The following is a 15,160-nucleotide window of genomic DNA, read 5'->3' on the forward strand; positions in this document are numbered from 1 at the left end:
CCGACGGCTGCCGGCTGCTCGTAGGCACCGACACCTCGTCACACGGGTGGCCGTACGAGGCAGCGGCTATCGCCACATGCGGCTGACGTGGGCGACCACTCTCCTCACGCTGTCCAGCGTGATCACTCCGATCGAGCTCCTCGTCTTCAACGGTCGATCGTCTCCGACGGTTTTTACTACACGGCGACAGGCGGGAAGCGGGCGGCGCGGTCTGCGTCCGGAGCGGTCCGGTGCGTCATCCGTCCCGCTTCCCTCGGTTTGGTACCTTTCACTGGACACGAAATTCGATCGGATGTTCGCTTTTGGGATCTTCGACACGTCCGTTGTCGGCAGTAGACGCTCACGTTCTCCGACGTGCGGCGTGCCACTCCATCGGATCGGGTGAAAGCTCATGGCAGGAACCGACCAAGAGAAGGCTCTGGACACCGCACTCGCACAGATCGAGCGGAAATTCGGCAAGGGGGCGGTGATGCGCCTGGGTGAGCGGCCGAACGAGCCCATCGAGGTCATCCCCACGGGATCGACCGCTCTCGACGTCGCTCTCGGTGTCGGCGGTCTGCCGCGTGGCCGTGTGGTGGAGGTGTACGGGCCGGAGTCCTCCGGCAAGACGACGTTGACGCTGCACGCGGTGGCGAACGCGCAGAAGCTCGGCGGCTCGGTGGCGTTCATCGACGCCGAGCACGCGCTGGACCCGGAGTACGCGAAGAAGCTCGGCGTCGACATCGACAACCTCATCCTGTCCCAGCCGGACAACGGTGAGCAGGCGCTGGAGATCGTCGACATCCTGGTCCGATCCGGCGCGATCGACCTGATCGTCATCGACTCCGTGGCGGCCCTGGTGCCCCGTGCGGAGATCGAGGGCGAGATGGGCGACTCGCACATGGGTCTCCAGGCGCGTCTGATGAGCCAGGCCCTCCGCAAGATCACCGGTGCGCTCAGCCAGTCCAAGACCACCGCGATCTTCATCAACCAGCTCCGCGAGAAGATCGGCGTGATGTTCGGCTCCCCGGAGACCACCACCGGTGGCCGGGCGCTGAAGTTCTACGCCTCGGTGCGCCTGGACATCCGCCGGATCGAGACGCTCAAGGACGGCACCGACGCCGTCGGCAACCGCACCCGCGTCAAGGTCGTCAAGAACAAGGTCGCTCCGCCGTTCAAGCAGGCGGAGTTCGACATCCTCTACGGCCAGGGGATCAGCCGCGAGGGCGGTCTGATCGACATGGGTGTGGACCACGGCTTCGTCCGCAAGGCCGGCGCCTGGTACACGTACGAGGGCGATCAGCTCGGCCAGGGCAAGGAGAACGCCCGCAACTTCCTCAAGGACAACCCCGACCTCGCCAACGAGATCGAGAAGAAGATCCTGGAGAAGCTCGGAATCGGGGTAGCGGTGGCGACTGCGGTCCCCGAGGACGCGAGCACCGCCCCGGCCCCCGATGTCGCCCGGGTCTCGTCGGAAAACGCCGCCTGACAGGCATCGACACGACCCGGCCGGGGTCCGCTTCACGAAAGACAGCTATGGGGGGAGCCGGATCGTCAGGACCGCCTCGAACGGTTACCCGAATGACCGATACCATGCGCGCCCATGACGGACGACGTGCGCAACATCGTGCTGGGCGTGATAGCCGCCGGGATCAGTGCCTCGCTGGGCTGGCTCGCCCGGACCTACCTCTGGCGGCGGGGGCTCCGCCGCAAACAGACCTTCTTCGGACTGCCGGCGAACTCCGCATGCCTGCTCGTCGTCAACCGCTACGCGGGCGCCGAAGGGTCGGTGCACCGTCACGACGCGTTCGCCCTGCTCGAACTCTCCGCCCTCATCAAGGACTGTGCGGCACACGCGCAGATCGTCACGCACGACACGGCCCAGCAGGGGTTCGGGGAGCGCACGGAGTTCTGCGTCGGCGGCCCGACGTCCAACCAACGGATGGCCGCGCATCTGCGGACCCTGCTCCCCGGGGTGCGGATCAACGTCGAGCAGGACGCGGGCCCTGACCGGGTGGCGTTCCAGATCGGCTCGGAGCGCTACCGGCTGGAGCCGGGGACCTCCGAGTACGTCCTGCTCGCACGTTTGACGGGCAGTCAGGAGGCCCGCCCGGTCTTCCTGTTCTGCGGTCAGCGCGCCATCACCAACCAGGCGGCCACCCGCTACGTCACGCGCAACTACGAGAAGCTGCGCCGCAAACACGGCGCCAAGTCGTTCTGCCTGCTGCTGAGGGTCGTCAACTCCGGTGCGTACGGCCCCGATGTCGTCGAGCTGGTCGGCGATGTGACGCGCGAGGCCCAGGCGCCCGTGCCCAGCACGCCCGCTTCCCACCGGGCGGGCAGCTGACCGGGCCCGCCGTCAGCGGCGCAGCCGCGCCCGCCCGGCCGGCCGGGCAGATGCTGAGGACGGGAGCGGGGGAAGCCGCCCGCCCTCACAGTTGACCCGCTCAAGGCCGGGCGATGGAGGGGAAATCAGGTGCCATGATGCAGAATCCACGCTATCGAACCGTGATCACGGAACTCTTGACCGACTCCCCTGTCGTCCGGGAGCAGGTGGTCAAGCACGTGAGAGAGTTCCTGGCGGTCGGCGAATACGCATCACTGCTGGTCTCCCGTGTTCCGAGGTGCCGGCCTACGGTGGAGCGTCCTCCGGACCGAGCAGTGAGGTTTCTCCGGGGAAAGGAAGGAACCCGACATGAGGGAAATGCCTCTCCTTTGGTGAGCACACCCGCCCTGGAGGTTTTTCCGTGAGTCCCGCACGTCCGCGCATCCGTCGTTCCGTCCCGGCCGGCCGGAGGGCCCGGCTCGCCCTCACCGGGCCGGCGGCCCTGCTCGCCGCCGCGCTCACCGCGTGCGCGGGAGACCCCTCGGGCTCCGCCGAGGTGGGCGGGGACGCCAAGGCGCCCGACACCAGCGTCTCGGTGAACCTCAAGGGCAGGGCGGCGGCCCCGGGCGGACCGGTGAAGGTGACGCTGGCTCACGGAAAGCTGAAGGCGGTGTCGGTGACGGCGGGCAAGGGCGGCGCGCTGGCCGGGAAGATATCCGCCGACGGCCGGAGCTGGACGTCCGATCGGGTCGCCGCACCCGGCACCGCGTACACGGTCGAGGCCAAGGACGCGGACGGCGGCAGCGACCGGGCCACGTTCGCCACCGCCGAGGCCGAGAAGGTCAACAAGCTGCTTCTCGCACCGGGGAAGAACACGACCGTGGGCATAGCCCAGCCACTGTCCGTCGTCTTCGACCACCCCGTGAAGGACAAGGCGGCCGTCGAGAGGGCCCTGAAGGTCTCCACGTCCAACGACACCGAGGGCTCCTGGGGCTGGCTCCAGGACTACTCGGGCAAGGACCGCGTCGACTGGCGGCCCAGGGAGTACTGGAAGCCCGGCACAAAGGTCACCCTGGACGCCCAGCTGAACGGGGTCGACACGGGTGCGGACGGCGGCTGGTTCGTCCGCGACTACACGACGACGTTCACGATCGGCGCGGCCCAGGTGGTCAAGGTCGACCTCGACCGGTCCCGGCTCGCCCTGCACCGGGACGGGAAGCAAGTCCTGGACATCCCGATGTCGGCGGGCACCCCGGGCGGCGAGAAGGCCTCCTGGCGGGGCACCGCGGTGCTGATGTCGAAGGAGGGCACGATCAACATGCGCTCCGAGACGGTGGGCCTCGGCGACGCCTACGACAAGATGGTCGACTACTCGATGCGGCTGACCTGGTCCGGGATGTACGTGCACGCGGCCCCGTGGAACGCGGGCGTTTTCGGCCAGGCCAACCGGAGTTCGGGCTGCGTCGGGATGAGCGACGCGGACGCCGCGGCCCTGTACGGACAGGTGCGGGTGGGCGACCCGTTCGAGATGACCGGCACGCAGGCCAAGGGCACGGTCGCCGAGGGCAACGGGTACGGCGCGTGGAACCTCTCGTGGGAGGACTGGGCGGCGAAGAGCGCCCTGAGGTGACCCGGTAGCGCCCGCTGCGGGCCCGGAGCGGGTCAGTAGCGCCCGTTCCGGACCCTGAGCACTACTGACACCACGTCCAACAATCGTTACCTTCACGCAACGCGCCCGGTAGTTACCAGCGGTAAACAACCGGGGTTACCGTCGGGTCACTTTGCACTGACACGCGTGAGGAGTGACCCCGTGGCACGTCCGAAACCGGCACTGCGCACCACCGCTTCGATCACCACCGCCGTCGTCCTGCTCGCCGGGGCCGCGCTCGCCGCCGCCCCGGCCGCGACGGCGGCCCCCGGCACCGTGCCCGCAGGCGCGACCGCCCAGGGGCTGACGTTCCACGACATCCCCGGCTCCGGGGGCGTCACCCTGAAGGGCAACGTCTTCACGCCCGCCGGGACCGCGGCCGGGGCGAAGCATCCGCTGATCGTCTTCCCGACGAGCTGGGCCATGCCGCAGATCGAGTATCTGGCCCAGGCCCAGAAGCTCGCCGACTCCGGTTACGTCGTGGTGAGTTACACCTCACGCGGCTTCTGGCTCTCGGGCGGGGAGATCGAGGTGGCGGGCCCGCCGGACATCGCGGACGCCTCCGCCGTCATCGACTGGGCGCTGGAACACACCTCCGCCGACCCGGACCGCATCGGCATGGGCGGCGTCTCCTACGGGGCGGGCATCAGCCTGCTGGCGGCGGGGCACGACGCGCGGATCAAGGCGGTGGCCGCGCTCAGCGGCTGGGCCGACCTGATCGACTCGATCTACAGCGGGCGCACCCAGCACCTCCAGGCCGCCGCCCTGCTCGGCGGCGCGGGCCTGGTCACCGGCCGCCCCGGCGACGAACTCAACCAAACGCTCAAGGACTTCCTCGGCTCCAACCTGGACAAGGAGCCGGAGATGATCGCCTGGGGGAAGAAGCGCTCCCCCGCGACGTATCTGGACCGGATCAACGCCAACGGCGCGGCGATCATGATGGGCAACGCCTGGGGCGACACGATCTTCCCGCCCAACCAGTACGCCTCGTTCTACGACAAGCTCACCGGACCCAAGCGGCTGGAGTTCCGCCCCGGCGACCACGCCACCGCCGAGGCCACCGGCCTGCTCGGGCTGCCGAACGACACCTGGACGAGCACCCGCCGCTGGTTCGACCGCTATCTCCGCGGCGAGCGCAACGGCATCGACACCGAGCTGCCGGTCCAGCTCAGGTCCCGTACCGACCGGGGGTACGAGGGCTATCCGGACTGGAAGTCCGTCGGGGCCGTGAAGAACCGGATCCCGCTGGACGGCACCAAGAAGGTGTGGGCAGGCGTCGACTCCGGCGCCAACGGTGGCATCACGATCCTGTCCAACGCGCTGGACCAGTTCCTGAAGCTGCCACCGACGGTCTCCGTACCCCTGCTGCCGCGCGCCTTCGCGAGCGCCTGGCAGTCCGAGCGGTACGCCACCGAGCAGCGGATCCGGGGCACGTCCGTGCTGCACACCACGGTCACCAGCACAGAACCGAGCGGCACCCTCGTCGCGTATCTCTACGACGTGGGGCCGCTCGGTGTCGGCAAGCTGGTCAGCAACGCTCCGTACACCTTCCACGGGCAGACGCCGGGCCGGCCGTTCCCCGTCGACCTGGAGCTGTACTCCACGGCCTACGACGTCCCGGCCGGTCACCGGCTCGCCCTGGTGATCGACACCGTCGATCCGTTGTACATCGAGCACAACCCGACCGGCGCGCAGCTGACCTTCTCCTCGCCCGGCACGGACCCGAGTCATCTCTCGGTCCCGCTGCGCGAGAAGTGATCACCGACTGCTGCCGGGCGGGCAGGGCCCGGCTACTGTCCTCCCGGCAGCAGCGTTCCCGGTTCGGCCGGGGCCACCCCCACCGCCTCCGTCCTCGGATTGCGCCGCTGACGGCGGGCCACCCAGGTGGCGAACCACGAGAGCAGCATGCACATCCCGATGTAGATCGGAGAGATCACCATCACGACGGGGATGAAGGGAAGATCGTAGTCGAGATTCGACGCGATCAGCTTTCCGGCGTGGAGGAATTCCTCGTAGGTGATCAGATAGCCCAGTGAGGTGTCCTTGAGTGCGACCACCAGCTGACTGATGATGGTCGGCAGCATCGCGCGCACGGCCTGGGGGGCCAGGACGAACGTGGTGACCTGTGTCTTGCGCATGCCGAGCGCGTACGCCGCCTCACGCTGGCCCCGGTCCACGGAGTTGATCCCGGTGCGGAACACCTCCGCGAGGACCGAGCCGTTGTAGAGCGTCAGTCCGGCGACCAGGGCGGGCAGCGGCTGGACCTTCAGCGCCACGAAGATGAAGAAGATCATCACCAGCACCGGCATGGCCCGGAAGAACTCGACGAGCAGGGTGGAGATCCAGCGCAGCACCCGGTGTTCGGAGAGCCGGCCGACCGCGAGGACCGCCCCGAGGACGAGCGAGAGGACCGCGGCGTACGCGAACGCCTTGAGGGTGTTGCCGAGGCCGCGCAGCAGCAGTTCCTGGATGCCCGTATACGCGAAGGGCGTCCACTTCTCGGCGGTGAACTGGTCGGTGTCGAAGAGGAGATAGACGATCCAGCCGAGCAGCGCCAGGATCACCACCGTCGAGGCGATCCCGTACATCAGGTGCCGTTTGCGGGTCACCGGGCCGGGGATGTCGTAGAGCGCGGTGGCCGCGGGCAGTGTGGGCCTGCGGGTGAGGGTCTTGGTCATCGTGCCACTCCCCAGCGCTTCTCCATCACGTTGAACACCGCGCTGATGGTCAGGGTGATGATCAGGTAGCCGACGGCGATCCAGATGAAGGACCAGATGATGCTGTAGCCCAGCTCGTTGAGCGTCTTGTAGGTGCCGAGGAGTTCGGTGACGCTGAACGCCCCGGCGATCGCGGAGTTCTTCGCCAGCGCGATCAGTGTCGAGCCGACCGGAGGGATCACCGACCGGAACGCCTGCGGCAGCACCACGGTGCTCAGCGTCTGGCCGAAGTTCATCCCGAGGCTGCGGGCGGCCTCGCCCTGGCCCTTGGGCACGGTGTTGATACCGGAGCGCAGCACCTCGCAGATGAAGGCCGAGGTGTAGCAGCCGAGCGCCAGCACGGCGAAGACCTGGAACGGCAGGACCAGCCCGAAGCGGGGCAGGCCGAGCAGGACCGCGAAGAACAGCAGCGTCAGCGGGGTGTTGCGGAGCACGGTGACCCAGACCGTGCCCAGCACCCGGAAGGAGCCGACGGGCGCGACCCGGAAGGACGCCATCAGGAAGCCGAGGACGAGCGCCAGCGCGGAGGCGTAGACGGTCAGCTCGACGGTGCCGAGGAAGCCCTTGCCGTAGAGGGAGAAGTTCTCTGTCAGTACGTCCATGGGTGGGGCCGTCCCCTCAGGTCGCCGGGTAGCGGTCGATGGGCGGCGGGGTCGGCGCGGGCGCTCCGGAGAGCCCCAGCGTCGCTTCGTACGCCTTCTTCCAGTTGCCGTCTCTCTCGTTGGCCTCCAACGCGTCGTTGAGCGCGTCGCGCAGCGCGTTGTCGTCGCGCGGTACGCCGATGCCGTACGGCTCCTCGGAGAAGGGCTTGCCGACGACCTTCATCTCGTCGGGCGCCTTGGCCGCGAAGCCGAGCAGGATCGCGTCGTCGGTGGTGACGGCGTCGACCTGGAAGGTGAGGAGGTTGTCGACGCAGATCGAGTACGTGTCGTACGCGACGAGCGTCGCCCTGGGGTAGTCGGCGGCGATGCGCTGGTAGGGCGTGGAGCCGGCCGCCGAGCAGACGGTCTTGCCCGCCAGGTCCTTGGGCCCGTCGATGTCGTTCTCGTCGGTACGCACCAGCAGGCCCTGGCCGGCCATGTAGTAGGGACCGGCGAAGCCGACGAGCTTCTTGCGCATGTCGTTGATGGTGTAGGTGCCGACGTAGTAGTCGATCTGGCCGTTCTGCAGGGCCGTCTCGCGGTTGGCGGAGGCGATCGTGCGAAAGCGGATCGTCTTCGGGTCGAAGCCGAGCGAGGCCGACATCATGCGGGCGATCTCGATGTCGAACCCGGAGTAGATCCCGCTCGCCGGGTCCTTCTCCCCCAGGTACGGCTGGTCCTCCTTGGCGCCGACCACCAGATGGCCGCGCCTCTTCGCCTTGGTCCAGGTACGGGAGTCGGGCAGTTCGAAGCCGGTGTCGACCTGGTACACCGGCAGGGCCTCGGCCTTCGGCCCCTTGACCGGCGGGCTGCCGTCCTTGCCGCAGCCGGCGGCGAGTGCGGCGAGCAGGAGACCGGCCACCAGGGCGGTGGCCCTGCCCGTACGCGTGTTCCTCGTGCGCAACATGGAAGCCTCCCCTCAGTGCTTGAGGATCTTGGACAGGAAGTCCTTGGCGCGGTCGCTCGAAGGGTTCGTGAAGAAGTCCTCCGGGGTGCGGTCCTCGACGACGCAGCCGTCGGACATGAACACCACGCGGTTCGCCGCGGAGCGGGCGAAACCCATCTCGTGGGTGACCACGACCATGGTCATGCCGTCCCGGGCCAGCTGCTGCATGACCTCCAGCACCTCGTTGATCATCTCCGGGTCGAGCGCCGAGGTGGGCTCGTCGAAGAGGAGCGCCTTGGGGTCCATGGCCAGGGCGCGGGCGATGGCCACGCGCTGCTGCTGGCCACCGGAGAGCTGGGCGGGGAACTTGTCCGCGTGGGCGGCCAGGCCGACGCGCTCCAGGAGTGCACGGGAGCGCCGGTCGGCCTCGTCCTTCTTGCGCTTGCGGACCTTGAGCTGGGCCAGCGAGACGTTGTCCAGCACGGTCTTGTGGGCGAAGAGGTTGAACGACTGGAAGACCATGCCGACTTCGGCGCGGAGCTGGGCCAGGCCCTTGCCCTCCTCGGGGAGGGGCCTGCCGTCGATCGTGATGCTGCCGGACTCGATCGTCTCCAGCCGGTTGATCGCCCGGCACAGGGTGGATTTCCCTGAGCCGGAGGGGCCGATGACCACCACCACCTCCCCGCGGCCGACGGTGAGATTGATGTCCTGAAGTACGTGCAACTCTCCGAAGTGTTTGTTGACGTCCCTCAGTTCGATCAACGGATCGACGGCCATGCGCTGCCCTACCCACTTGTCGCTGTGTCGAGGTCAGCGCAAACTATCCATCCCGAAAAGGGACTTCGCACCCGACACGCGTAAATGGCGCAAAAGGCTTTTTAACTGGATTAGATGAGGAGAGCGGACCCCGCGAGTCCGGCATGATCCCAACGAGAGCGTCCAGCGGCTCAGTTCTCGGCGGACTCCGCGTACACCTGGGAGAGCTCGGGGCTGCCTGCCATCGCCCAGTCGAGTCCGGCCGCGACGACGTCGATCTCCCGCCCGGACTCCAGCCGCACCACGGGCCGGCCGCTCGGCCAGACGTCCCACGTGGCACCCGGAACGGTCCGCACGATCACGGTGCCGAGGTAGAGACCGGCGTCGTTGCCGAGCCAGGGAAGCTCCTCGGGGTCGTCGCGCCAGCGGGGCGGTAGCTGGTCGAGCGCGGCCAACGAGGCGGGTGTGTCGTCGAGTTCGAGTCCGTGCTGCCCCGCCCTGACGCGCAGCAGTTCGCATTCGGCGAGCAGTTCGGCCACACCGTCGGGGTCTGCCTCGACGGCGGTGGCGAGTGCGCCTGAACGCGTACCCCCCTGACGCTTACGCCAGTTGTCCAAGAAAGGGATGTTCATACCACTAGGGTCCCATCCCGGCCGGGTTCCGCACCACAGGGCGCGCGGCGTTCACCGATCCCCCACCCCGGCCCGGCCGGGGATCCGAGCAGATATCTAAAGTACGCACATGAGTGCACACGCTTACGTTTCGGAACTGTTCTCGCTGGAAGGCCGGGTGGCGGTGGTCACGGGCGGCAGCTCCGGCATCGGCCGGGGGATCACCGACGCCCTGGCCCGGGCCGGCGCGGGCGTCGTCGTGGTGGCCCGCCGGGAGGCCGAGCTGAGCGCGACCGTGGACGAGCTGACCGCCGAGGGCTGCCGGGCCGCCTGGGTGAGCGCGGACCTGAGCACCACCGAGGGGGTGCGCGCGGGGGCGGACGAGGCCGTGCGGGCGTTCGGGGAGCCGGACATCCTGGTGAACTGCGCCGGGATCAATCTGCGGCCGCCGATGAGCGAGCTGGGCGAGGACGTCTGGGACACCACGATGGCGGTGAACCTGAAGGCGCCGTTCCTGCTGGGTCAGCGCTTCGGGCCCGGCATGGCCGAGCGCGGGTACGGGCGGATCATCCACGTCACCTCGCAGCAGGCGCACCGGGCCTTCGTGGACAGCGGCGCGTACGGGGTGTCCAAGGGCGGCCTGGAGTCCCTGGCCCGCTCGCAGGCCGAGGCGTGGTCCCCGCACGGCGTCACCGTGAACACCCTGGTGCCCGGGTTCGTGCTGACGCCGCTGAACCAGAGCCTCGCCTCGGACCCGGAGAAGGTGGCGTCGCTTGCCGCGCGGACCCTGGTCGGCCGCAACGGCCTCGCGGAGGACTTCGCGGGGGCCGCGGTGTTCCTGGCGGGGCGCTCCTCGGCGTACGTCACCGGACAGTCGGTGTTCGTGGACGGCGGGTTCTCGGTGCACTGAGGACCGATGCGCCCGGGCGGCGGGGTCGCGGTGACCGGCCGCCGGTGCTCCTGGGCGGCGGGTTCACGGTTGCCGGCCGTCGGTGCTCCGGGCCCGCCGCCCGTCGTGAGGGGCCTCGGGGCTCCTACTGCCGTGGGGCCTGTGCCGCCTCGCCCACCGCCCGCTCCACCGCGGCGGACACGGCCTCCTTGTCCAGACCGAGGCCGGTGAGCACGCCGGAGCCGTCCTCGAACTCCAGCAGGGCCAACAGGATGTGCTCGGTGCCCACGTAGTTGTGGCCGAGCCGGAGCGCCTCGCGGAAGGTCAGCTCCAGGACCTTCTTGGAGTCAGCGTCGTACGGGATCAGCTCGGGCGCCTCGTCCACGGCTGCGGGCAGCACAGCGGTCGCCGCCGCCCGTAGCGCGTCCGTCGCCATGCCCTGCCCGGTGAGGACGCGGGCGGCGATGGCCTCGGGCTCGGCGAGCAGGCCGAGGATCAGGTGGGCGGGGACGATCTCGGCGTGCCGGGCGGCCTGGGCCTCGTTGTGGGAGGCGACCACCACGTTGCGGGCGCGCGGGGTGAAGCGGTTGAAGCCCTCGTTCGGGTCCGGGTCCGAGGAGCCGCCGCCCTTCTTGGGCACGAAGCGCTTCTGGGCGGCCTGGCGGGTGACCCCCATGCTCCGGCCGATGTCGGTCCAGGAGGCGCCGGAGCGCCGGGCCTGGTCCACGAAGTGGCCGATGAGGTGGTCGGCCACGTCTCCGAGGTGGTCGGCGGCGAGCACCGCGCCCGAGAGCTGCTCCAGGGCGTCGTCGTTGGTCTTCTTGATGGCCTCGATCAGATCGTCGAGGCGCACGGACGGGGAGACGGGAAGAGGCTGCGTCATGTGACAACCGTAGGTTGACACCCGCGTGGTGTCAACCTTGAGTTGTCAGTGCGACGGGGCCTCCGCTCCCGTGGATCCCGGCTCAGAGTTCGAGGTCGACGACCACCGGGGCGTGGTCCGACGCCCCCTTGCCCTTGCGCTCCTCGCGGTCGACGTAGCTGTCCTTGACGGCGGCGGTGAACGGGGCGTTGCCGAAGGTGAGGTCGATCCGCATGCCCTTGTTCTTGGGGAACCTCAGCTCGCGGTAGTCCCAGAAGGTGTAGGCGCGGTCGTACTTGAGGGGGCGGGGCAGGACCTCGCTCAGGCCCTCCGCCTCCAGGGCCGCGAGGGCGGCGCGCTCGGCGGGCGTCACATGCGTGGCGCCGGCGAACAGCGCCGGGTCCCAGACGTCCTCGTCGGTCGGGGCCACATTGAAGTCGCCGAGGACCGCGAACGGCAGGGCCTTCGCGGCGTCCGCCGCCACGGCCTTCCGCAGGGCCTCCAGCCAGCGCAGCTTGTACGCGTAGTGCTCGTGCGCGACCTCGCGGCCGTTCGGCACGTAGACCGACCAGAGGCGCAGCGGGCCGCAGGTCGCCGCGATCGCGCGCGGCTCCTGCACCCCGTCGTACTCCGGGCCGTCGGGCAGCCCGGTGACGACGTCGGAGAGGCCGACGCGGGAGAGCAGCGCGACCCCGTTCCACCGGCCGGTGGCGTTGACCGCGGACTCATAGCCGAGCTCGGCGAGCGCGGCGGTGGGGAACTGCTCCGCCGTGCACTTGGTCTCCTGGACGCACAGCACGTCGGTGCCGCTGCTCTCCAGCCAGGCCAGCAGCCTCGGCAGCCGGGCGGTGATCGAATTGACGTTATAGGTGGCGATGCGCATGGCAGCCAACCTAGCGGCTCCCACTGACAGTCGCCGGGGGGCTCACAGCTCGGTGACGCCGCCCGGGGCCAGCCGACCGTGGTCCGCGCCGCCCAGGGCCCCGATCTGGTTGTCGTAGATCGGCCGTGCCAGATCGGTCAGCAGGGCGTCGTGGACGTCGATGGCCCGTCGCGGCTTGACCTCGCGCACGTAGTCGATGACCTCGGAGATCTTGTTCCAGGGGGCCATGACCGGCAGCAGGAGGGTGTCGACGGGGCGGTCGGGAACGGTGAGCGCGTCGCCGGGGTGGAAGACCGAACCGTCGACGAGAAAGCCGACGTTGGTGACCCTCGGGATGTCGGGGTGGATCACCGCGTGCAGCTCGCCGTGCACGGTGACGTCGAATCCGGCGGCGGAGAACGCGTCCCCGTCGCCCACGGTGTGCACCCGCCCGGGGAACGCGGCCGAGAGCTGCTGGGCCACGCTGCGCAGCGTCCAGATCTCGGCCGCCGGATTCGCCTCCAGGCCCGCCCGCAGCCGCGCCTCGTCGAAGTGGTCCGGGTGCTCGTGCGTCACCAGGACGACATCGGCGCCGAGCGCCGCGTCGTCCTCGGAGAAGCCCCCGGGGTCGATGACCAGGACCCGCCCCTCCTTCTCGATACGGACGCAGGAGTGGGTCTTCTTGGTGAGGGCGAGAGCCCCGGGCGATGCGTTCATGGCCCCATCCTGCTACGCGGGCGGCGTGGTTTCCTCCTGGATCACCTTCTGCGCGACGGCGAACGCGGCTCCGGCGGCCGGGAGTCCGCAGTAGACGGCGGTCTGGAGGAGCACTTCCTTGATCTCTGCGGGCGTCAGGCCGTTGCGCAGGGCGGCGCGGGTGTGCGCGGCCAGGCCCTCCAGGTGGCCGGAGGCGATGAGCGCGGTGAGCGTGATGCAGCTGCGGGTGCGGCGGTCGAGGCCGTCCCTGCTCCAGACCTCACCCCAGGCGTACCGGGTGACCAGCTCCTGGAAGTCCTCGGTGAAGCCGTCGGCCGAGGCGTTCACCGCGTCGACATGGGCGTCCCCCAGCACCTCCCGGCGTACCTTCGTGCCCTGCTCGTGCCGGTCGTCCGGCGTCGGCGCGGAGGTCTCGGGCAGCGCGGCGGCCGGGGCGATCTCGGCCACCGGGGCGAACGGGGCGGCGGGCGTCGCGGGCCCGGGGACCAGCGGCAGCACGGGGATGGCCGCCGAGGTGTCCTGCTGCCAGGCGGTGGAGAAGTGCATCAGCAGCAGGTCGCTGACGGCGGCGGGCTGCTCGACCGGCGCGAGGTGCGAGGCCCCGGGGACGAGCGCCAGGCGGGCGTCCGGTATCCCGGCGACCAGCGTGCGGGCCTCGGCGGGCCCGGTGACCTGGTCCTCCGCCCCGACCAGCACCAGGGTGGGAACCCCGATCCGGCCGAGCGCGCCGCGGATGTCGAACGCCGCGAGCGCCTCGCAGGCGGCGATGTAGCACCCGGGGTCGGTGGTGCGGACCATCTGTACGGCCCATTCGACGATGGCGGGCTGCGCGGCGGCGAAGCCGGGGGTGAACCAGCGCTCCGGCGCGGTGCGGGCGATCGGCTCCAGGCCGTTGGTGCGGACGATCACGCCGCGCCGGCGGAACTCGTCGGCCGTGCCGAACCGGGGCGAGGAGGCGACGAGCGCCAGCGAGGCGACCCGGTGCGGATGGCGCAGGGCCAGGTCGGCGCCGACGGCCCCGCCGATCGAGCAGCCCGCGTAGCCGAAGCGCTGGACACCGAGCCCGTCCAGCGTCGCGAGCAGCCGGTCGGCCAGATCGGCGACGGAGGCGGCGGCGTGCGCGGGCGCGCCGCCGTGGCCGGGCAGGTCGTAGCGGAAGACCCGCCAGTGCTGGGACAGCTCGGGTATTTGGCGGTCCCACATGTGCCACGTCGTGCCCAGCGAGGGGCCGATGACCAGGACGGGGGCGTCCTCGGGCCCGTCGAAGCGGTACTGCATGGTTTCCGTCGCCTTCTCACTCACCGTGCCCACACTCCCATATCCCCCGGGGCCGCCGACCGGCGGGGGACAGGTGCGTGAGCCGCCGTGTCGAGCGTCACGGGCGATGGAGCGCCGCACACGCCGACTGCCCTCTTTCACTCGACGGAAAAGAAAGAGGGTCGACCATTGCCAACGCAAATATAAGAAAAGAACGGGCGTTTCCCTATCCACGGGTGACGGTCGGCCCGTGGAAGAGATCACGGTTTCCTCACTGCCGGATTTCCACGGGAGAATCCGTCTTCTCGTAACGGAGCAGCGCGGCGCACAGAGCGCCGAGACTCAGTACGCAGAGAAGAGTCCGGAAGACGTTCACCGGCACCCAGACCGATTTGAAGTCGTCGATCACCGCATGCAGATCCTGGGCGGACGCGGGGTCACCGAGCGCCGCGAGGTCCGCGTTGAGGGGGAGGCTGACCGCGACGGTGAGGACCAGCGCCAGCAGGTAGCAGACGGCCGCGACGGTCAGCGGCAGGGCCACCGCGCGGTGCCTGCGGCGGGCGGCCACGATCGCGGCGGCGACCGTGAGCCCCAGCGCGGCGAGGAAGACCAGGCCGAACAGCGCACTGCCGTCGATCACCGCGTTGAACCGCTGCATGGCCGTCGCGTACGCGGCGTCGTCCAACTCCGCCAGCCCCGGCATCACGGAGATGTCGTAGGCGAAGAACAGCCCCGCCATCAGCCCCGTGCAGAGCACCGAAGCCACCAGTAACGGCACGGTGACGCGGTCACGGGCGGGCGGAGCCCCGCTGTGCCGGCCCGGACCCGCCGAGTAGGGGGCGGCGTGGGGAGAATAGTGGCTCATGTCGCGCGTCCTGTCGGTCGGATGGGTCATTCCGGCTGGTGGCGTACGGTGCGTACGGCAGAACGGCGCGTGCACACGGTGCGCGTCATCACCCCAGCAGGTTCAGGGCCCCAAGGTCCATACCTCATACGCTCACGCGCATAC

The 15,160-nt window shown here is 69.7% G+C and carries 15 protein-coding genes; 5 read left to right on the forward strand and 10 right to left on the reverse strand.

Features of this window, described 5'->3' with window-relative positions:
• Window positions 1-391: 391 nt before the first annotated feature.
• The 4 genes from recA to N7925_RS05210 all read left to right on the forward strand — a co-directional run bounded on the left by recA (window position 392) and on the right by N7925_RS05210 (window position 5,711).
• Window positions 392-1,468 carry a recombinase RecA gene (gene recA, locus N7925_RS05195; RefSeq protein WP_274343184.1) on the forward strand — a complete coding sequence of 359 codons (1,077 nt, stop codon included), beginning with the start codon at window positions 392-394 and terminating at the stop codon, window positions 1,466-1,468.
• A gap of 114 nt (window positions 1,469-1,582) precedes the next feature.
• Window positions 1,583-2,326 carry a hypothetical protein gene (locus tag N7925_RS05200; RefSeq protein ID WP_274343185.1) on the forward strand — a complete coding sequence of 248 codons (744 nt, stop codon included), beginning with the start codon at window positions 1,583-1,585 and terminating at the stop codon, window positions 2,324-2,326.
• Between the two features lie 400 nt (window positions 2,327-2,726).
• Complete coding sequence (locus tag N7925_RS05205; RefSeq protein WP_274343186.1) at window positions 2,727-3,935, forward strand: L,D-transpeptidase; 1,209 nt, start codon at window positions 2,727-2,729, stop codon at window positions 3,933-3,935.
• A 180-nt stretch (window positions 3,936-4,115) separates the two neighbouring features.
• Entirely contained in the window at window positions 4,116-5,711 is a 1,596-nt protein-coding gene (locus N7925_RS05210; RefSeq protein ID WP_274343187.1) for a CocE/NonD family hydrolase, read from the forward strand.
• 32 nt (window positions 5,712-5,743) lie between these two features.
• On the opposite strand, the gene N7925_RS05215 is transcribed toward N7925_RS05210, so the two are convergent.
• The 5 genes from N7925_RS05215 to N7925_RS05235 form a co-directional block, all read right to left on the reverse strand.
• Window positions 5,744-6,631, reverse strand: a complete 888-nt coding sequence (locus tag N7925_RS05215; RefSeq protein WP_274343188.1) for an amino acid ABC transporter permease — start codon at window positions 6,629-6,631, stop codon at window positions 5,744-5,746.
• Window positions 6,628-7,272, reverse strand: a complete 645-nt coding sequence (locus tag N7925_RS05220) for an amino acid ABC transporter permease (protein WP_007454866.1) — start codon at window positions 7,270-7,272, stop codon at window positions 6,628-6,630. The genes N7925_RS05215 and N7925_RS05220 overlap by 4 nt, the downstream gene beginning before the upstream one ends.
• Before the next feature lie 16 nt (window positions 7,273-7,288).
• Window positions 7,289-8,218: a glutamate ABC transporter substrate-binding protein gene (locus N7925_RS05225; RefSeq protein ID WP_274343189.1), complete on the reverse strand. Its 930-nt coding sequence runs from the start codon at window positions 8,216-8,218 to the stop codon at window positions 7,289-7,291.
• Window positions 8,219-8,230: 12 nt separating this feature from the next.
• Complete coding sequence (locus tag N7925_RS05230; RefSeq protein WP_265598323.1) at window positions 8,231-8,974, reverse strand: amino acid ABC transporter ATP-binding protein; 744 nt, start codon at window positions 8,972-8,974, stop codon at window positions 8,231-8,233.
• Between the two features lie 170 nt (window positions 8,975-9,144).
• Window positions 9,145-9,585 (reverse strand): DUF6278 family protein, encoded by a 441-nt coding sequence (locus N7925_RS05235; protein ID WP_265598324.1) that lies wholly within the window; start codon window positions 9,583-9,585, stop codon window positions 9,145-9,147.
• A gap of 109 nt (window positions 9,586-9,694) precedes the next feature.
• Between N7925_RS05235 and N7925_RS05240 the strand changes: the two genes are divergently transcribed.
• Window positions 9,695-10,474, forward strand: coding sequence for an SDR family NAD(P)-dependent oxidoreductase (locus tag N7925_RS05240; protein WP_274343190.1), 780 nt, complete (start codon window positions 9,695-9,697; stop codon window positions 10,472-10,474).
• A 124-nt stretch (window positions 10,475-10,598) separates the two neighbouring features.
• Here N7925_RS05240 and N7925_RS05245 read toward each other — a convergent pair whose 3' ends face one another.
• The 5 genes from N7925_RS05245 to N7925_RS05265 all read right to left on the reverse strand — a co-directional run bounded on the left by N7925_RS05245 (window position 10,599) and on the right by N7925_RS05265 (window position 15,016).
• Window positions 10,599-11,336 carry a Clp protease N-terminal domain-containing protein gene (locus N7925_RS05245; protein WP_274343191.1) on the reverse strand — a complete coding sequence of 246 codons (738 nt, stop codon included), beginning with the start codon at window positions 11,334-11,336 and terminating at the stop codon, window positions 10,599-10,601.
• Window positions 11,337-11,418: 82 nt separating this feature from the next.
• A complete protein-coding gene (locus N7925_RS05250; protein ID WP_265598327.1) occupies window positions 11,419-12,198 on the reverse strand; it encodes an exodeoxyribonuclease III in 780 nt (259 codons plus the stop codon).
• Between the two features lie 42 nt (window positions 12,199-12,240).
• Window positions 12,241-12,894, reverse strand: a complete 654-nt coding sequence (locus N7925_RS05255) for an MBL fold metallo-hydrolase (RefSeq protein WP_274343192.1) — start codon at window positions 12,892-12,894, stop codon at window positions 12,241-12,243.
• Between the two features lie 12 nt (window positions 12,895-12,906).
• Window positions 12,907-14,172: a bifunctional 3-oxoadipate enol-lactonase/4-carboxymuconolactone decarboxylase PcaDC gene (pcaDC, locus tag N7925_RS05260; protein ID WP_265603753.1), complete on the reverse strand. Its 1,266-nt coding sequence runs from the start codon at window positions 14,170-14,172 to the stop codon at window positions 12,907-12,909.
• Window positions 14,173-14,422: 250 nt separating this feature from the next.
• Window positions 14,423-15,016 (reverse strand): anthrone oxygenase family protein, encoded by a 594-nt coding sequence (locus N7925_RS05265; protein WP_274343193.1) that lies wholly within the window; start codon window positions 15,014-15,016, stop codon window positions 14,423-14,425.
• Window positions 15,017-15,160 lie beyond the last annotated feature (144 nt).

Source organism: Streptomyces sp. CA-278952, assembly GCF_028747205.1.
Classification (GTDB): Bacteria; Actinomycetota; Actinomycetes; order Streptomycetales; family Streptomycetaceae; genus Streptomyces.